This is a genomic window from Pseudomonas baetica (assembly GCF_019733355.1).
In the GTDB taxonomy this organism is placed as follows: Bacteria; Pseudomonadota; Gammaproteobacteria; order Pseudomonadales; family Pseudomonadaceae; genus Aquipseudomonas; species Aquipseudomonas baetica_A.
Map to the genome: position 1 here is coordinate 107585 of NZ_JAIHLQ010000016.1, position 19131 is coordinate 126715.

The window sequence follows — 19131 nt, forward strand, 5'->3', positions numbered from 1 at the left end:
TGGGGAGGGTGGTTAGCGGCTACAAGGGCTTGAGGTACAACAGGACGTAGTTGTTTTTATCAAAGGCGCCGCTCAGTACCGGTTGTAACGAACCGAGTGACGACCCCTTCAATGTCAGGAAATCACTGCGATCCATGATCAGCCACGCCGGGCCTTTAAGCGCTTCCAGCTCCTGTGCGGTTTCGGTGAACTGCGGTTGCAGATCCTGTTCGATGTTGACCATGAACTTGATCGCCTTGGCGTCCTTGCCCATCCCGTGCAGCACCAACGGTGCAGGGTTTTGCTGAACCTGGGCAAACGCGGCACGACTGAAGGTCTGTGTGTCATACAGCCGGCGCTCAACCGGTTCAAACACTGACGCATACACCGTCCACAACGCCAGCACTGAACACAGTGCCAATGTTTCAGCGCGCCAGCGGGGCCTCAACAACCGCCACAACGCCGCCAATTGGAGGGCGCCCAACACGATCATAACGAGGGTGATTTCGCCCAGTTGCTCGGGGAAACGCTTCTTTGCGAGCAGCAAGGCCAATATCAACAATCCGGGCGTTGCCAGCCAGAGGCCAAGTATCAAACCGCGCAGCCACGCGAACCCCCGACCTTGAGCAACCTGAAATGGATACGCCGCGATGATCGCCGCCATCGGCAACATCGGCAGCAGATACCGTGCCTTTTTCGCCTGCGGAATCGACAACCCGACCATCACGATCAGCCCGGCCGCCGCGCAATACTGCACCAGCCGCAAGGCCGGCCCGCGCTGCTGTGGTTTGCTCAGCCAAGCAGCCGCCAACGCCAGTAAGGCCAAGGGATATGCCAGCGCATAGTTGCCCAGCGAACTGGTGAAGTAATACAGCGAACCGCTGACGCCTTCGCTGCCGTCCATGCGCCCCATGAACTGCATGCGAATCACGTCCTGCATAAATACTGGCCCGCCGCTGAGTCTGGCAAACCACAGCAGCAGGCCCACACACGCCACCAGCAGCACTGAGGCCAACAGACCAAACACGAACAACCGCGACCACTGTCGGTTGAGCAGGTAATAACTGCATAGCATTCCGGTCGGGACCACCAACCCGATCGGCCCGCGAATGCCGAAGCCGAGCAACAGCAGCACGAAAATCAGCGGCCAACGACGTCCGCCGCCGAAATGTTCATGGGCATAACCGAGGTAGAACACCGCAAAAGCCACGGCGGCGAGCATCAAGTCCTGAGACACAGCACGCACTTCGGTGACAAAAGTGCCGGTCAGTATCAGCAACAAAATGCTGATAAGCGCCCAACGGCGCGAGTAGGGCGCCAAGAGCCGGTACATCAGTGTCACGATCACCGCGCCGGCGACGGCACTCGGTGCCCATGCAGTGAACGCATTGACCGCACCGAACGGCAACGACAAACACCAGATAAAGAGCGTCGACAGCGCCGAGTAATCGGCATACGGCTGACCATACGTCGTGGGAAACACCGTCGGCCCGTGGCGCAGCATCTCCTGAGCGAACAGCACAAAACGCGAGTCAAAACCGATAGGGGCCTGCCCGTAGACCCCAGCGACAAATAACAAAAATGCCAACAGTCCCGCGATCAGGGACTGTTGGCGGATGGCAGGCGACAACGTGATCAAGCGACGTCTGACGTGTGAGGCCACTGTTGCAGCGGGATCGGCAATGTGCGCGATTCACCACGGCCCATCGGGAAGTAGTGGAAACCGTTACGTGCCAGACGGTCAGCGTCGTACAGGTTGCGTCCGTCGAAGATCACTGGGGAATTGAGGCGCTGTTTGATCAAGTCGAAATCCGGCGCCTTGAATTGCTGCCATTCGGTACAGATGATCAGCGCATCAGCACCCGGCAATACCGATTCCGGTGTGCCCATGAGCATCAGTTTCAGTTCGTTGGGGTACAGGTTCTGGGTTTCCTGCATGGCTTCGGGGTCGAACGCACGCACGCTGGCACCGGCGGCCCACAACTCTTCAAGCAAAACCCGGCTCGGCGCATCGCGCATGTCGTCGGTGTTGGGCTTGAACGCCAAGCCCCAGAGGGCAAAGGTCTTGCCGCGCAGATCACCTTTGTAGAACGCGTTGATGCGCTCGAACAACTTGTGCTTCTGCCGCTGGTTGATCGCCTCGACCGCTTGCAACAAGTCGCTGGAGCAATGCGCCTCTTCGGCACTGTGGATCAGCGCACGCATGTCCTTGGGGAAGCACGAACCGCCATAACCGCAGCCCGGGTAGATGAAGTGGTAGCCAATACGCGTATCGGCGCCGATGCCCTGACGGACCGACTCGATATCGGCGCCCAGGTGTTCGGCGAGTTCGGCGATCTGGTTGATGAAGCTGATCTTCGTCGCCAGCATGCAGTTGGCGGCGTACTTGGTCAGCTCGGCGCTGCGCAGGTCCATGAACATGATGCGGTCATGGTTGCGGTTGAATGGCGAGTACAGATCGCGCATCACGTCACGCACTTCGTCACCTTCACAGCCGATGACGATGCGGTCCGGACGGCGGCAGTCGGCAACGGCCGAGCCTTCCTTGAGAAACTCCGGGTTGGAGACGATATCGAACTGCAGCAGCCGACCCGCCTTGACCAGCGCCTTTTCGAGGTGCGCGCGCAGCCTGTCGCCGGTGCCCACCGGTACCGTGGATTTCTCCACCAGGATCAGGGGTTGCTCACGATGACGGGCAATCGCGTCACCGACTGACAGCACGTAGCGCAGGTCGGCCGAGCCGTCCTCTCGGGACGGCGTGCCGACCGCGATGAACGCAACGCGACCGTGTTGCACGGCGAGTTGTTCATCGGTGGTGAATTGCAGGCGTTTCGAATCCAGACCTTCGCGCACCAGGCTGGCCAGCCCCGGTTCGAAGATGCTGACATGGCCTTGCTTGAGCAGATCGACCTTCTTCTGGTCGACGTCCATGCACACGACGTCATGCCCGACCTCGGCCAACACAGCCGCTTGTACCAGACCGACGTAACCGCTTCCAAACACTGTGATTTTCATGGAGCACTCCTGAATTCGGGCGCACGAGCCGGACGAGTGTTAATGGTGATGACCCCGAGCATGACCAGCGCCACGCCCAGTGATTTAGTGAAACTGAAGGATTCGTTGAACAGCGGCAGACTGGCCGCCAGCAGGTACACCAGCGCATAGCTGATGCTCAGCAGTGAATACGCGCGGCCCAATGGCAGATCGCGCAGCGCGGCGAGCCAGCACAGCATCGACAGGGCGTAGGCGAAAATGGCCGTGAACACGACCGCCAATGCGTGCAGGTCGATGCCGTCCAGCGCCAGCCATTGCTCAGGTGCTGGCAGGCGCGTCATGCTCCAACGCATGCCCAGTTGCGCCGCGCTGACCAGCAACACGCTGCTCATGGCGAAGGCGATCCCACGACGTTGGCTCATGATTGTTGCCCCAGCAGTACGACACCGCCGATCACCAGCGCTACCCCCAGCCAATGCCGGCGGTCAATGTGTTCGCGGAAAACGAAGCGGGCGATCAACGTGATCAGCACGAAGTTGAGGCTGAGCATCGGGTAGGCAATGCCGACTTCCAGACGCTGCAATACCAACAGCCAGACCAGCAAGCCACTGCCCAGCGCCAAAAGTGCAAGCCACAACCACGGCGAACGCAGTTTTTCAGCCCAGGACGAATCAACGCCGCGCCAACTCTCCACCGCGTATTTTTGCGCCACCTGACCCAGACAGGTCAGCAGGCACGCGACCAATAGCAGCAACAGGCTCATGACGCCTCCTTGGGTAGGATCATGATCACCAGATTGCCCTGCTCGTAACGGATGCCGTCCTTGGGCAGTTTGTCGATTTCGTCCAGTTCTTCCTGCCCCTTGACGCGCATCACCACGCCGACCGAACCGCTGCGGCGAGCCTCGTGCATCCACTGTTGCACTTGATCGGAATCGACCCGTTGTTGAATGCCGTCAGGATAGGCAAGGCCATATTTCAGTTCGCCTATCGTGTTGTACAGCGCGACCTGCGGGCGTTTCAGGCGCCAGGCGAGGGCCGAGGCCGCGCCCAGATCGTTGCTCAACAAGTGCGTGGTTTGTGCCAGTTCAGTGACGTGATGACGGATGAACTGATCGGGCATCTTGTTGGCGACCACCGATTTGGGCAGCGCGGCCGGCAACACGCCAATCAGCAACAGGCTGCCGAACGCCGGTGCCGCCCAGCATTGCAGAGGACGGAAGGCTTGCAGCAGGTTGGCGATGATCCAGCCGGTCAGGGCAATGAACACCAGCACCATGTTGTGCAATTCGTGGTCGTACAGCGGTTTTTTCAATTGCAGGTAGACCACTGCGATCAGCGTCACCAGCCCCAACAATAGGTTCAGCAGACCATTGATGCTCAGCGCCCGGCCTTGCTCAAGACGTAAACGGTCGGCCAGCGCATGACCGAGCAGCAACGCCATCGGCAGCAGGCAGGGCAGGATGTAAGTCGGCAACTTGCCGTTGCTCAAGCTGAAAAACAGCAGCGGCATCAGCAGCCACAGCAGCAGGAACACGACTTGGGGCTGAGCGCGGGTTTGCCAAGCCTGCTTGAACGCCGTCGGCAACAGGCCAACCCACGGCAGACTGAATGCCACCAGCAGCGGCAGGTAAAACCACCACGGCGCATCGTGCTGGGCATCGTCACCGGCAAAGCGACGGATGTGTTCGTGCCAGAAGAAGAACCGCCAGTAATCCGGTTCTTGCGCATGCACCGAGAGCACCCACGGCAGGCTGACGATGATCGCGACAGCAATCGCCACCGGGCCGTACATCAGCAATTCACGCCAACGTTTTTGCCAGAGCATCCACGGCAAGGCGATCAGCACCGGCAGCAGCCAGGCGAGAAAACCCTTGGTCATGAACCCCATGCCGCAGGCCAGTCCCAACAACGCCCAAGCGGCCAGGCGCTTGCCGCCGGTGTGACTGTCGACGGCAAACCACAGCGCGACCAGGCTCAAGTTGACCCAGAAAGTGAATTGCGGATCGAGGTTGGCGTAACCGGCCTGCCCGGCAACGATTGTGAAACTCATGTAGAGCAGGGCGCAGACAAAGCTTTTGCGCGGCTCGTTCCACAAGCGCCGAGCGATCAAGAAGCACAGCAACACGCTCAAACCGGTGCTCAATGCCGAGGCAAAGCGCACACCGAACAGGTTTTGCCCGAACAGCTCCTGACCCAGCGCGATCATCCAGTACCCGGCAATCGGCTTCTCGAAATAGCGCAGGCTCATGAAGTGCGGCGACACCCAGTTACCGCTCAGGAGCATGTCCTGGCTGATTTGTGCGTAGCGGGTCTCGTCTGGAATCCACAAACCGTGAGTGCCCAGCGGCAGCAAATAAGCGAGCAGGAAAAAAACCAGCAACAGCAGCGGCAATGTCCAGCGTTGAGTCATGCGCCTTGCACTCCCAGCCAGCCTTCACGGCCGTCGAGGGCGCCGCGCTCTACGCGGCCCACGGGCAAGGTGTTGAGGAACTCGGGCAACAAGTTGCCCAAAGGGTTGAACTCGATGTTTCGCTGGCGTGCCTCGGCCAGCAATTGACGAAAATCCTGAGCCATCAGAATCCCTTCTACTTCGGCATGAATGGTATAGACGTTGAGGTTTTCCGGGCGCAAGCGATCGAGGATGTACGCATTGAAGTCCTGCGCAGCTACGCTCGGGCCGACGACTTCGTCGAAGGTCGGCAAGTCCACCGGTATCTGTGGCGTGCCCGGTGTGCCGTCAGCCAACAGCGCGCGGAACATCCGCTGCCCACGGCAATCGCTGTTGTAGCGAAAGCCGAAAGCTTGCTTGGCCTCGATCACGCGCTCGTCCGCACGCCAACCGGCGGCGGCCGAACATTCAATCTTCTGCCCAAGAATGTCGCTCAAGGTGTCGACACCCTGACGAATCTGCTCGATCAGTTGCTTGTCGCTCCAACGCCCGGCATTGGCCTGCCAGCCATGGTGATCCCAGGCGTGCAGACCGACTTCATGACCGGCGTCCCGGGCCTGACGCATCAGGTGCCCGAGATCGCGGCCAATCGGTTTGCCGGGCCAGGCAGTGCCGGCCAGCAGAATGTCCCAGCCGTACAGGCCGGCAGCGTTGGAACGCAGCATTTTCCAGAGGAACTGCGGGCGGATAAGGCGCCACAGATGCCGGCCCATGTTGTCCGGGCCGACACTGAAGAAAAACGTTGCCTTGACCTGCGCCTCGTCGAGCATCTCCAACAGTCGCGGCACACCTTCACGGGTGCCGCGGTAGGTGTCGACATCGATACGAAGACCTGCCTGCATCAGCGTGCCTCTTTATCGGAGCTCTCCGCGATTTCGCACATGGCCTCGCGCAAGAAGAAGTCGAGCGTGTTGCCAATGGTCTCGCGCATCTCAACGGTCGGCTCCCAGTTCAACAGGCGCTTGGCGTTGGCAATGCTCGGTTTGCGGTGTTCGACGTCCTGATAACCGGCACCGTAGAACGCCTTGCTCTCGACGTCGCGGAAACCGGCGAACGGCGGGAAGTTGTCGCGCAGCGGGTGGGCTTCGAACTGACGCAGCAGCTCTTCGCCCAACTGACGGATGCTCGCTTCGTTGTCCGGGTTGCCGATGTTGATGATCTGGCCGTTGCAGGCGTCGTTGTCGTTATCGATGATCCGCGCCAGTGCTTCGACGCCGTCGGCGATGTCAGTGAAGCAGCGTTTCTGCTCGCCACCGTCGAACAAGCGAATCGGCGTGCCTTCCACCAGGTTGAGGATCAGTTGGGTGATTGCACGGGAGCTGCCGATACGCGCCGAATCCAGACGATCAAGGCGCGGCCCCATCCAGTTGAAAGGGCGGAACAGGGTGAAGTTCAGGCCCTTGGCGCCATAAGCCCAGATCACCCGGTCCAGCAGTTGCTTGGATACCGAATAGATCCAGCGCTGTTTGTTGATCGGGCCAACAATCAGGTTTGACGTGTCTTCGTCGAAATTCTTGTCCTGGCACATGCCATAGACTTCCGATGTCGACGGGAAGATCACGCGCTTGTTGTACTTGACGCAGTAGCGCACCAGTTTCAGGTTTTCTTCGAAGTCGAGTTCGAACACGCGCAGCGGATTGCGGGTGTATTCGATCGGCGTGGCGATGGCCACCAGTGGCAGCACCACGTCGCACTTCTTGATGTGGTACTCGATCCACTCGGAGTGAATGCTGATGTCGCCCTCAACGTAGTGGAAGTGCGGATGACTGCGCAGACGGTCGATGGCATCCGAGCCGATGTCCAGACCGTAGACCTCGTAGCGATCATCACGCAGCAGGCGCTCGGACAGGTGATTACCGATGAAACCGTTGACGCCCAGGATCAGCACGCGAGTACGGCGTGGCCCACGACCGGATTCAGCGCCGCGCAGCAACGAGCCGTCGACCAGACCCAATTCGTTGGCCAGTTGCGGGCCACTGAGGAACAGACCGTTGTCGTTGCGCTGACCGGAGAGGATCACCAGCGAATCTTCACCGCAGGCAATGCGCAGCGGATCGACACTGATCACCCGGCCCGGGGCCTGGCCTTCATTGCCTTTGACGACTTCGGCACTCCAGACGATGAGTTTGTGTTCGCCCACGGCGCAGAAAGCGCCCGGATACGGCTGAGTCACGGCGCGAGTCAGATTGAACAGTTGCTCGGCCGGCTTCGCCCAGACCAGTTTGCCGTCCGCCGGCGTACGACGCCCAAACACTGTGGCTTTGGATTCGTCTTGCGGCGTTTCGCTGATCTTGCCTTGCAGCATGGCTGGCAAGGTGTCGCGCAACAGATCAGCGGCGGCAGTGCGCAGTTTGCCGTGCAGGCTCAGTGCGGTGTCGCTGCGTTCGATGGCGACGCGTTGCTGAGCAACGATGGCGCCGGCATCGGCACGTTTGACCATGCGGTGCAGGGTCACCCCGGTTTCGGTTTCGCCGTTGACCAGCACCCAGTTCGCCGGAGCGCGGCCACGGTAGCGCGGCAACAATGAACCATGCAGGTTGAACGCGCCTTTTTTGGCGAGGGCCAGCAGCGGCTCGCTCAGCAGGTTGCGGTAGTAGAACGAGAAAATGTACTCAGGGTCGAGTTTGGCAATGCGCTCGATCCACAGTGGGTGGTTAACGTCTTCCGGCGCGTGAACCGGGATACCTTTGTTGGCGCACAGTTGCGCCACAGAACTGTAGAAGGCGTTTTCTTTCGGGTCGTCGGCGTGAGTGAACACCGCTGCGATGTCAAAGCCGCTGTCGAGCAGGGCTTGAATGCCGGCGCAGCCAATATCGTGGTAAGCGAAGACAACAGTTTTTGCACTCATGAGTGAACCTGACCGGTAGTAGAGGAAGAAGAGAGACCATCAACAGTGACGGCAGGCGCCGGGCTATCGGCGTGGCTGCGCAACACTTTTTCAATGAAGAAACGCGGGCGGGCGCGCACATCGCTGTACATGCGGCCCAGGTATTCGCCGAGCAGGCCCATGCCGATGAACTGGCCGCCGGTGAACACGAACAGCACGGCGAACAGCACGAACGTGCCGTCACCGGCCCAACCGGCGCCGAAGGCCAGCCGCAGTACGATCAACGCCACCGCAAACAGCACGCCCAGCCCAGCCATCGCGAAGCCGACAATGCTCAGCAAACGCAGCGGTGTGGTGGTCATGCAGGTGATCAAGTCGAACATCAGGTTGATCAGGCGCATCGGGCTGTACTTCGAATCGCCATGCTCACGCTCAGCGTGGGCGACGACGATTTCCGTGGTGTGGCGGGCGAAGCTGTTGGCCAGAATCGGAATGAATGTGCTGCGTTCGCGGCAGGCGAGCATCGCGTCGATGATCGTGCGGCGGTAGGCGCGCAGCATGCAGCCGTAGTCGCTCATGGCGACGCCGGTTGAGCGTTGCACGGCAAGGTTGATCAGCTTCGACGGATAGCGGCGCAGGGCCGAGTCCTGACGGTTACCGCGCACGGTGCCGACCACGTCGTAACCCTTTTCGGCTTCGGCCACCAGTCGCGGGATTTCTTCTGGCGGGTTCTGCAGGTCGGCGTCGAGGGTGATGACCACGTCGCCCTTGCACTGTTCGAAACCGGCCATGATTGCCGCGTGCTGGCCGTAGTTGCGGTTGAGGATGACCGCCACAAACGGGCTGTCTTCGCGGGTGGCGGCTTCTTCAAGAAGCATGGCGGAGTCGTCGCGACTGCCATCGTCCACGAGGACAATTTCAAAGTCGTGACGCAGCAGCCGGCAGGCCGCTTCGGTGCGGCGCAGCAGTTCCGGCAGGCTCTCCTGTTCGTTGTAGACCGGGATAACGATCGACACGCAACGGATTGGGTAAGGTTTCACAGGCGTTTGTCCATTAGGGTGGCGATGGCGCCGACCACGCGATCAAGGTCTTGATCGGTCATGTCGGGGAACAGCGGAATCGAGCACAGCCGCGCCGAGTTCCATTCGGTGTTGGGCAGGTACAGGTCGGGGTCACGCTGGCGATACCAGGTGTGCAGGTGGGTGGCGATAAAATGGATACCGGTGCCGATGCCCTGATCCTGCAAACCTTTCATGAAGGCTTCGCGGTCCATGCCGCAACGCTCGCTGTCGATGCGCAGGATGAACAGGTGCCAGGCGTGCTGTTGCGCGTAGTCGGGCACGGCCAGTGGCTGCACCGGCAGGCCTTCAAGTTTTTGTCGGTAGGCAGTAGCCAACTCGGTACGGCGGACGTTGATCGCGTCGAGGCGCTGCAACTGCACCAATGCAATCGCTGCGTTGATGTCGGCCAGGTTGTATTTGAAACCCGGCTCCATCACTTGCGCCTGTGGCTTGCGCCCACCGGTCAGGCGGTCGTAGGCATCGACGCCCAGACCATGGAATTTGAGCATGCGCACGCGACTGGCCAGGGCTTCATCGTCGGTGACGAACATCGCGCCTTCGGCGCAGGTCATGTTCTTGATCGCATGGAAGGAAAAGATGGCTGTGCCTTGCGCGCCAACGTGGCGGCCCTTATAGCGGGTGCCGGCGGCATGGGCCGCGTCTTCGATCACTGCGATACCGTGCTTGTCGGCCAGGGCGTACAGCGGATCGAGATCGAACGCGGCACCGGCGTAATGCACCGGAATAATCGCTTTGGTGCGTGGGGTGATGGCCGCTTCGATGCGCGCAACGTCGGTCATCAAGGTGTCGCGGTCGACGTCGACAAACACCGGTTTGGCGCCGATCAGCGAGATCATGTTGGCGGTCGACACCCAGGTTTGCGACGGCGTAATGACTTCATCGCCAGGGCCGATGCCCAACGCCAGCAACGTAATATGCATCCCGCCGGTAGCCGAAGACAGTGCCACGGCATGATGGCACCCCACGTATTGGGCGAACTGTTCTTCAAGTGCCTGGTTTTTCGGTCCGGTGGTGATCCAACCCGAGCGCAATACTTGCTCGACGGCTGCAATTTCTTCATCGCCGATACTCGGGCGGGAGAAGGGGAGAAACGCCTGACTCATGGGCACCTCAATGCGAAAAAAAAGAAAGCCTCACGATTTTCATCGGATCCAGTACCAGCGTAGACGTAGAATTCTTTTCTGCATCAACGGGTTGTTAGAACAACCTGACGTCGGGCTTTGGTTGACTTTTTGAGCCTCGCCCGGCAGTTTGTTCGCTGCCGCCGCTGGCTCTATCGGGCTTAAGGTTATGCCCGATTTTGTGAAAGGAATATGAAAAAGTAGTCGGCGATTCATTTATCTAAAGTTCATTAAGCCACTGTTCAGACTTCTGCCTTTTATTGATTTTTTTGCAGGAAAAGTCTTACGGAATTAATCGGCTTATATTAAAAACATTACATTTTAAAGTTGTTGTATTGAACAGTTTTTACTCAAGGCATTTCGTTTGATTGACTTACCCCTTACACCGACAGAACCGCCAAAAACCAATCCGATGTCTCTGTATCTGGCGCGCTTGGCCCCCTCCAGCCAACTGACCATGCGCTATGTTCTGCAGGACGCCGCTGACCGTCTCGGCTTCGAAGACATGAATGTCGAGGACATTCCCTGGCACGCTTTACAACCGGAAGATGTTGTTGCGTTAGTCGCGGCATTGCGCGAAGACAACTATGCGCCGAATACGTCTTCGCTTTATGTAAATGCCGTGCGCGGCGTCATGAACGAAGCCTGGCGCATGAGCCTGATTAGTCAGGATCACCTGTTAAAGATGCGTTCGGTAAAAGGTATTGCCGGCACGCGACTGTCTCAGGGCCGAAATCTAAAGCGCACGCTGATCCATGAGTTGATGGAAGTCTGCGCCGCCGACCCTCGTCCGCAAGGGCTGCGCGACGCGGCGGTGATTGCGTTGCTGTACGGCACCGGCATGCGCAAGTCAGAGTCGGTGGACCTGGATCTGAACCAGGTCGACTTCAGCGAGCGCAGCCTGACCGTGGTGGGCAAGGGCAACAAGCAACTGATCAAGTACGCCCCCGCTTGGGCGTTTGCCAAGCTCAATGCATGGCTGGAATTGCGCCGTTCGCAACTCAAGGAAGGCGAGAGCGACGATGCGTTTCTGTTCAACCGCATCCGCCGTGGCAGCCATATCACCCGCGAGCGCATCACTAAACACGCGATCTATTACATCGCCCGTCAGCGTGGCACGCAGGTCGGGGTAAAAATCATGCCCCACGACTTCCGGCGCTCATTCATCACCCGCGTCATCGAAGAACATGATCTGTCGATTGCACAGAAACTGGCGCACCACAGCAATATCCAGACGACCGCCAACTACGACGTGCGTGATGACAACGAGCGGCGGCGTGCGGTGGATCGCTTCGATCTGTGATCAGGCCATCGCCAACACATGGGCCGCGCCGAGTACCGACAGATGAACCTCGCTACCGGCCGGCGGCGCGTGCATGCCGGAGCTGCGCACCAACAGTGAACGGCCAGGGCCATGGCTGGTTTCTGCGCGTAGTTCGACCGTCAATGTGCAGGTGTTACCCGCGAACTCCCGCTCAGTGACCACCGCATGACAGCCTTTGGTGCTGGTCATGGCGTCGGACAACTGCAATTGCTCGGGGCGCAACATGATCTGTGCATTGCCGATGAAACCGTCGCTGTTGACCGGCACCGCGCCCAGCTCGCAATGGGCCCAACCGAATTCGATCCGCGCCGGCATCACGACGGCTTCGCCGAGAAAATGCGCGGTCTGCTCATCGTCCGGGTATCGGTAGAGATCCATGGGATGCCCGGATTGCACCAGACGCCCGGCACGCATGACCGCCAATTGATCGGCAAACGACAACGCCTCACCCTGGTCATGGGTGACCAGGATCGTGGTGACGCCAGCGTCTTCGAGCAGCCGCGCGACCATTTTGCGCATGGCGCTGCGCAGGCCGGTATCAAGGGCAGAAAACGGCTCATCGAGAAGCATCAGTCGGGGCTGCTGGGCCAGTGCCCGGGCGAGTGAAACCCTTTGTTGCTGGCCGCCGGACAATTCGTGGGGCCATCGACCCGCCATGTTGGCCTCCAGCGATACGCTGTCCATCAGCTGTGCGATGCGTTCATTTCGAGCCTCACCCGTCAGCGTCAGCCCAAAGCCGATGTTGGCGGCGACGGTCATGTGCGGAAACAGTGCGCCGTCCTGCGGCACGTAGCCGATCTGACGTTGATACGCCGGCACCGCATGAGTGCTGTCTACCAGCACCTGACCGTTAAGCAACAGGCTGCCGGCATCAGGAAATTCGAATCCGGCGATCATTCGCAGCAACGTGGTTTTGCCGGAGCCGGAAGGGCCGACGATGACCGTGCGGCTGCCGGTGGGGACGGACAGACAGATGTTATCCAGCGCTTTCTGTGCGCCAAAGGATTTGCTCAGGGAAATCAGTTCGAGTGCGTTCATCGGCCAGCGGTGCGCCTGGATTGGTGATAGAGAATGGCCGTCAGCGGCAGCGACAGCAGCACCATCAACAGTGCATAAGGCGCCGCAGCGGCGTAGTCGATTTCGCTGGTCATGGCCCAGAAGCCAGTGGCCAATGTCCGAGTGCCGTTGGGTGCGAGCAGCAGGGTCGCCGTCAGTTCATTGGTGATCGCCAGAAACACCAACGCGGCACCTGCCGCTGCGCCCGGTGCGGCCAGGCGCAAGGTGATCAGCCACAAGGCGCGTAACGGTGAGCGGCCGAGGCTTTGCGCGATGTTTTCCAACTCCACCGGCGCTTGGGCGAAACCGGCACGCAGGCTGACCAGCGCCCGTGGCAGGAACATCAGCAGATAGGCCAGTAGCACAGTGATGGTGGTTTGGTAGATCGGCCGGGCGAAATGGATAGTGATCGTCACCAACGCCAGCGCCACAACGATTCCTGGCAGCGAACTGGTGATGTAGTTGCAGCCTTCAAGCAGGCGCTGCAACCTGCCCGGTGCGCGGATCGACAGCCAGGCAATCGGAATTGCCGCCAGGCTGGTCAACAGTGCACCGGCCACGCCCAATGACAGGGTTTGCAGTAACGCGGGCAACAACTCAGCGCCTTGCCAGACCCCAACGCCGCCAGTGACGAGCCAACGCCCCAACGTCAGTAAAGGCACACCGAGGGCGAGCAGAGCGATCACGGTTTGCAGGGTCAGCCCGAGTGCAACGGTGCCGCTGCCCAAATGCACCGTGCGTTGTTCACGCGCACTGCCTGAACCCACGCGGGCATAACGCGCCTGACCACGGGCGGCAGATTCGACCGTCAGCATCGCCAGGCAACACAGCGCCAGAACCCCGGCCAGCATGTTTGCCGCCGGGCCGTTAAAGGTCGATTTGAACTGATCGAAAATAGCCGTGGTGAAGGTGTCGAAACGGATCATCGCGTAGAGGCCGTATTCGGCGAGCAAATGCAGGCCGACCAGCAAGGCACCGCCGCAAATCGCCAGGCGCAACTGCGGCAATACCACCCTGAAAAACACCGCCCACGGTTTGAGACCCAGGGATTCGGCGACGTCTTCAATGGCCGGATCAAGTCGACGCAACGTTGCCGCAATCGGCAGATAAAGAAACGGGAAATAGGCGATCACCGAGACCAGCACACCGGCCGGCAGTCCGTGAATCGATGGAATCAGACTGACCCACGCATAACTGTGAACGAACGCAGGCACCGCCAGCGGCGCGACGGCCAATAAGGACCAAAAGCGCCGACCGGGCAGGTTAGTGCGCTCAGTCAGCCACGCGAGCGCGGTGCCGATCACGATGCACAGCGGCAGAGTGATCAACACCAGCAGCACAGTGTTGATCAACAACTCGGCTACCCGAGGGCGAAACACCAACGCTTCGATGGTCGCCCAACCCGTGGCCCACGACACACCGACCACAAACGCAATCGGTAGCAGCGACAACAATGAAACCCCAATCGCCAGGGCGACCACCCACGAGCCCCGACGCCCCGTCAGGGCGCGGGCTCTGCGCGGGCGGTGGGCACCCGTGGTCGCGGCAACTTGTGCAGGTAAGGTTTGCGGCAGCACTTACAGCAGTCCTGCCTGGGTCATCAGCTCGACGGCTTTTTGGCTGTCGAGTTTCGACGCATCGACTTTGGGCGCATCCAGATCTTTCAGCGGCGTCAGCTTCGCATTGGACGGTGCGCCTTTGCCCACGGCGTATTCAAACGAATTGCCGCTATGCAGAATCTCCTGACCTTGTTTGCCCGTGATGTAGTTGAGGAACTGCTGGGCCTCCTCCTGGTGTTTGCTGGAGGCCAGCACGCCTGCGCCGGAAATGCTCACGAATGCACCCGGATCCTGATGTTTGAAGTAATGCAGTCGGGTGTTCTTGCTGTTTTCGCCGGTTTTGGACTGATCGACGAAGCTGTAATAGTGATAGATCACGCCGCTGTCGATCTGCCCGGCGTTCACCGCTTTGAGCACGGCGCTGTTGCCGCGATACACGGAGGCATTGGCTTTCATGCCTTTGAGCCAATCGAGCGTGGCGGCTTCACCTTTCTGCTCAAGTACGGCGGCGACGATCGCCTGGAAGTCGGCACCGGCAGGGGAGGCGGCCCAGCGATCTTTCCAGCCGGGTTCTGCCAGATCGAGCAGGGATTTGGGCAAGTCTTTTTCCGCCAGTTTGGCCGGGTTGTAGACGAACACCGTCGAACGCGCTGCGATACCGACCCAACGCCCGTGGGCCGGGCGGTACGCCGAATCCACTTGTTCCAGCGTTTTCGGCGCTACGGGGGCGAACAGTTTGGCGTTGTCGACCAGCACCATCGCCGGTGAGTTCTCGGTGAGGAACACGTCTGCCGGTGAGGCCGAGCCTTCCTGTACGAGCTGATTGCCCATCTCGGTGTCATCGCCATTACGAATCGTCACGGGAATACCGGTCTCTTGAGTGAACCCGGCGACCCAGGCCTTGGTCAGGCTTTCGTGCTGTGCGTTGTAGACCAGCAGGCCAACGCTATCAGCTGCGAACGTCTGGCCCGCACCGAGCAGGGCGGTGGCGAGCAACGCGCGCTTCAGAAAGGACGGAAACTGTGGATTCATGACGAGAACGCTCCTGATTTTCAGACGTTATGGGCAAGCACTCGCGCGCAGACTTCAATGCGAATGATTTGCATATGTTGGGCCGTCGGCAATGTAGAGAAACAAATGAGAAAAAAACGTCAAACGCACCGTTAATACATGTCATTTCTATTCAGATTGCCAGCGGCGTCGCAGACGCACGATTGCCGTGCGTCATTCAACGTCAGGTTATTCAGGAGGGATTGGGGATGTACGCGATGCTTTGGTCTGTGCGCCCGTGGAAAAACTGCTCGCCACGCGTGGGGGTGGTGGTGACGATCTGGTGATCGGCGCTTAGGTATTGGAGCGGCAGTGGGTCGCCTTTGCGGTACTGGGCAACGATGATTGTGCGTTGCGGATTCCAGTGCTCGCCGCTGGTGCGTTCCAGCCACGCCATCATCTGCGCCGAACTGCCGGTGCGCGGAAAATCACGGCTTTGCGGCACATAGTAGAAGGGCGCGCCACCGGTTTGCAGGTACATCGGCACTTTGTTGTCGACCTCGACCATCACCATGCGCCACTGATTGAGTGGCGCCTGCAGGCTGGCCTGCTCGCGCACGGTTTCGCCAAAGCGAATCGCACCGCCACCGCTATTGGTCCATGGATAGATGACGCCGAGCACGGCGACCAGCACGACGGTGGCCGCAGCGAATCCTCTCGTCCATCCGCGCCCCTGGGTATTGCGCGCCGCCATGCGCCGCGTGATCCACCACGCACCGAGCAGTTGCGCGAAAGGTACCAGCGGCAGTACGTAGTAACTGCGGCGACTGCCACTGGCGGTGAAAAACAGCATCAGTAGGGCCAGGCCCTGGATCAGCCAACGGGTGTCGGGTTCGATGTGGCGCCAGCGCCGCGCGGCGACCCACAGCGCAATGATCCAGCACGGCGCCCATGGCAACGTATAAACCGGCAGATAGAGCAGATAAGTGTAAATCGGGCCCATGTTGTCGAACGGCTAGAAGAACCGCACGACGTTTTCACGCAGTACCAGGCCCAGACCGCTTTGGCTGTAATTCGCCGCGCCATAAAGGTGGGACAGCAGGAACGGCAGCATGTAAAACGCCCCGGCGATCACCAGCGCTACCGCCAGACGTCCATTCAAATGACGATTCCAGCGGCCTTCGCTGAGCAGGTGCGGCAACAGCAGCAGGCCCGGAAGGATGAATCCGATCAGCCCCTTGAACAGCGACGTCAGCGACAGCAGCCCGAAGAAGACGACGTAACGCCAGAGCCGGGTGTCCTCCGGCCCGCGCCAATACCACCAGAACGCAGCCAGTACGCCGCACACCGTCAGGATGTCGGCGGTGGCGACCCGCGCCCAGAAAACAAAATAGAAGGTCGTGGCGAGCATCCACCCTGCGATCAATCCCGTGCCTTTGCGAAATAGCTGCTCGCCGATCAGATACACCAGCCAAACACTCAGCCATGCCGCGATGACCGAAGACAACCGTAACGACCAGTGCCCCAAACCGCCCATCAGCCAGGCTGAAGCGGTGATCAGCCAATACGACAGCAGCGGCTTGTCGTAGTACGGATCGCCTTTGAGATACGGGTCGAAATAGTCACCGCTTTGCAGCATCTGCAAGGCGATGTTGGCCCAGCGGGTCTCCGCGCCCCAGAGTTCACGGCTGCCCAGCCCCAGCAGCAACATCAGCGCGGTGGCGGCGAGAAGGATCAGCAAGGCACGCCGATCATTGGCACTCGATGTCATGGCTGGCTCTGCGCAAAGATGAAAATTTGCAGGTTGCCCCGCTGAAAGTGCTTGCCGTCCACCGGCAACAACTCAATTTCCTGGAACTCCTGGGCGCTGTTGACCCGCATCACCACCCCCACCGAGCCTTTCTTGCGCGCTTCTGTCATCCACTGGCCGACGCCGTCGAGACTGACCTTGCGTGAGGCCATGGCCGGGTCGTCGAGACCGTACTTGAGTTCGCCGACCGTGTTGAACAGATCCACCTGCGGTCGTTTCAAGCGCCACGCCAGGGCTGACGCCGCACCGAGGTCGTTACTCAGCAGCGAGGTGGTTTCGCTCAGCGCCTGCTGATGCTCGGCAATAAACTGATCCGGCATCTTGCTGTCGACGATCTGCGCGGGCATCGCCGCAGGCAACAGCGCGATCAACAAGCCTATCCCCAACGCCGGCATTGCCCACAACGTCAGTGGCCGCAGCACCTGCAGCGCGTTGGCGATGATCCAGCCAATCAGCACGATGTAGGCCAACGACAGGCTGAACATCTCGGTATTTTGGTAAATCTCTTTGGTGGCCTGCAGGTAGAGCAGCGCAATCAGCGCAACACTCGCCAGCACGGTATTGATCACGCCGTTCAGGCGCAGTACCCGCGCCTTTCGCTCGTCCAGCCAGTTGATCACCGTGCGCCCCATCACCAGAGCCAAAGGTAACAGGCACGGCATGATGTACGTCGGCAGTTTGCCGCTGCTCAGGCTGAAAAATGCCAGGGGCAGCAGAAACCACAGGGCAACGAAGGCGATTTTCGGGTCGTGCCTCTCGCGCCAGGTGCGGATGATGGTCGAGGGCAGGAGCACGGCCCACGGCAGGCTGGAAGCAAAAAGCAGCGGCAGGTAGAACCACCACGGACGTGCATGCTGCGCGGCGGCGCCGGCGGCAAAACGGCGGATGTGCTCATGCCAGAAGAAGAACCGCCAGAAGTCCGGTTCTCGGTAATAAACGGCTAATGCCCAAGGTACGCTGACGATGGCTGCGACCAGCACCGCCACCGGGCCGTAACGCAACAGTTCGCCAAACCGGCGTTGCCAGATCATGTAGGGCAGGGCGACCAGCACCGGCAATAGCAACGCGAGAAAGCCCTTGGTCATCAGGCCCATGCCACAGGCGACCCCCAACAGGGCCCAACTGCCGAGGCGGGCGCGGGGAGTGGAACTGTCGATGGCAAACCACACCGCGACCAGACTCAGGTTGACCCATAGCGTGAATTGCGGATCGAGATTGGCATAACCGGCTTGCCCGGCGATCAGGCCGAAGCTCATGTACAGCAGAGCGACGGCTGCGCTGATTCGCGGGTTATTCCACAAACGGCGCGCTATGAGATAGGCCAACCAGACGCTTGCGCCGGTACTCAGTGCCGAGGCGATCCGCACGCCGAACAGGTTGTCGCCGAAAATCGCCTGACCGATGGCGATCATCCAGTAACCGGCAATCGGTTTTTCAAAATAACGAATGCCCATGAAATGCGGTGCAACCCAGTTGCCGCTCAGCAGCATTTCCTGGCTGATCTGGCCGTAACGGGTTTCATCGGGGATCCACAAGCCGTGACTCATCAGCGGCAGCAGGTAAAACACCACGAAGGCGAGTATCAGGCCCGGGATCGCCAGGCGTTCGGCGAGGGAGGGTGCATTGAGTAGCGGTGAGATGCGGGCAGTGTGGCGCAGTGGATTATTCTCAGACGTCATGACTGGACCTTGGGGCAGAGCAGGGTGTTTGTTTCAATAACGCGCTTGGCACAATCCGAGGCGAGCGCGTTATTGGTGGATGAATGCAAGTAAGTTAAGTCCGACAGACATTTCCTGTATTCAGCGAACTTTTCTGCTTCCAGCACAAAGTTCGCCTTGCTAAGACAAGCTTAAAAAGCTCGAATGTCCAGCGTTCAAATATGTACGAAATCAATTATTACAAAGTAAGGGGCAAGTCGGAGAGACGTTCATTTTTGCT

The 19131-nt window shown here is 59.8% G+C and carries 14 protein-coding genes and 1 pseudogene; 1 reads left to right on the forward strand and 14 read right to left on the reverse strand.

Annotated elements, in window-relative coordinates:
• Positions 1–19: 19 nt before the first annotated feature.
• The 9 genes from K5E40_RS16245 to arnB are packed head-to-tail and all read right to left on the reverse strand — an operon-like array spanning position 20 to position 10436.
• A complete protein-coding gene (locus K5E40_RS16245; protein ID WP_221731697.1) occupies positions 20–1618 on the reverse strand; it encodes a glycosyltransferase family 39 protein in 1599 nt (532 codons plus the stop codon).
• A complete protein-coding gene (locus K5E40_RS16250; RefSeq protein WP_221731698.1) occupies positions 1615–2994 on the reverse strand; it encodes a UDP-glucose/GDP-mannose dehydrogenase family protein in 1380 nt (459 codons plus the stop codon). The genes K5E40_RS16245 and K5E40_RS16250 overlap by 4 nt, the downstream gene beginning before the upstream one ends.
• A complete protein-coding gene (gene arnF, locus K5E40_RS16255) occupies positions 2991–3395 on the reverse strand; it encodes a 4-amino-4-deoxy-L-arabinose-phosphoundecaprenol flippase subunit ArnF (RefSeq protein ID WP_221731699.1) in 405 nt (134 codons plus the stop codon). Before arnF ends, K5E40_RS16250 begins: the two co-directional genes overlap by 4 nt.
• Complete coding sequence (gene arnE / locus K5E40_RS16260; protein WP_221731700.1) at positions 3392–3736, reverse strand: 4-amino-4-deoxy-L-arabinose-phosphoundecaprenol flippase subunit ArnE; 345 nt, start codon at positions 3734–3736, stop codon at positions 3392–3394. The genes arnF and arnE overlap by 4 nt, the downstream gene beginning before the upstream one ends.
• A complete protein-coding gene (gene arnT, locus K5E40_RS16265; RefSeq protein ID WP_221731701.1) occupies positions 3733–5385 on the reverse strand; it encodes a lipid IV(A) 4-amino-4-deoxy-L-arabinosyltransferase in 1653 nt (550 codons plus the stop codon). The genes arnE and arnT (K5E40_RS16265) overlap by 4 nt, the downstream gene beginning before the upstream one ends.
• Complete coding sequence (arnD, locus tag K5E40_RS16270) at positions 5382–6266, reverse strand: 4-deoxy-4-formamido-L-arabinose-phosphoundecaprenol deformylase (protein WP_221731702.1); 885 nt, start codon at positions 6264–6266, stop codon at positions 5382–5384. The genes arnT (K5E40_RS16265) and arnD overlap by 4 nt, the downstream gene beginning before the upstream one ends.
• Positions 6266–8272 carry a bifunctional UDP-4-amino-4-deoxy-L-arabinose formyltransferase/UDP-glucuronic acid oxidase ArnA gene (gene arnA, locus K5E40_RS16275; protein WP_221731703.1) on the reverse strand — a complete coding sequence of 669 codons (2007 nt, stop codon included), beginning with the start codon at positions 8270–8272 and terminating at the stop codon, positions 6266–6268. The genes arnD and arnA overlap by 1 nt, the downstream gene beginning before the upstream one ends.
• Entirely contained in the window at positions 8269–9291 is a 1023-nt protein-coding gene (gene arnC, locus K5E40_RS16280; protein ID WP_221731704.1) for an undecaprenyl-phosphate 4-deoxy-4-formamido-L-arabinose transferase, read from the reverse strand. Before arnC ends, arnA begins: the two co-directional genes overlap by 4 nt.
• The gene (gene arnB / locus K5E40_RS16285) at positions 9288–10436 is read right to left on the reverse strand and encodes a UDP-4-amino-4-deoxy-L-arabinose aminotransferase (protein ID WP_221731705.1); all 1149 of its coding nucleotides are present in this window, start codon (positions 10434–10436) and stop codon (positions 9288–9290) included. Before arnB ends, arnC begins: the two co-directional genes overlap by 4 nt.
• A 430-nt stretch (positions 10437–10866) precedes the next feature.
• Between arnB and xerC the strand changes: the two genes are divergently transcribed.
• Complete coding sequence (gene xerC, locus K5E40_RS16290; protein WP_221731813.1) at positions 10867–11757, forward strand: tyrosine recombinase XerC; 891 nt, start codon at positions 10867–10869, stop codon at positions 11755–11757.
• Here xerC and K5E40_RS16295 read toward each other — a convergent pair whose 3' ends face one another.
• The 5 genes and pseudogenes from K5E40_RS16295 to arnT (K5E40_RS16315) form a co-directional block, all read right to left on the reverse strand.
• The gene (locus K5E40_RS16295; RefSeq protein ID WP_221731706.1) at positions 11758–12816 is read right to left on the reverse strand and encodes an ABC transporter ATP-binding protein; all 1059 of its coding nucleotides are present in this window, start codon (positions 12814–12816) and stop codon (positions 11758–11760) included. It lies immediately after the preceding gene.
• Positions 12813–14408, reverse strand: coding sequence for an ABC transporter permease (locus K5E40_RS16300; protein WP_409339140.1), 1596 nt, complete (start codon positions 14406–14408; stop codon positions 12813–12815). The genes K5E40_RS16295 and K5E40_RS16300 overlap by 4 nt, the downstream gene beginning before the upstream one ends.
• Positions 14409–14411: 3 nt before the next feature.
• Positions 14412–15425, reverse strand: a complete 1014-nt coding sequence (locus tag K5E40_RS16305; RefSeq protein ID WP_221731708.1) for an iron ABC transporter substrate-binding protein — start codon at positions 15423–15425, stop codon at positions 14412–14414.
• Between the two features lie 211 nt (positions 15426–15636).
• Positions 15637–17154, reverse strand: a pseudogene (locus K5E40_RS16310) (ArnT family glycosyltransferase).
• A complete protein-coding gene (gene arnT / locus K5E40_RS16315) occupies positions 17151–18872 on the reverse strand; it encodes a lipid IV(A) 4-amino-4-deoxy-L-arabinosyltransferase (protein ID WP_221731709.1) in 1722 nt (573 codons plus the stop codon). Before arnT (K5E40_RS16315) ends, K5E40_RS16310 begins: the two are co-directional and overlap by 4 nt.
• Positions 18873–19131: the final 259 nt, after the last annotated feature.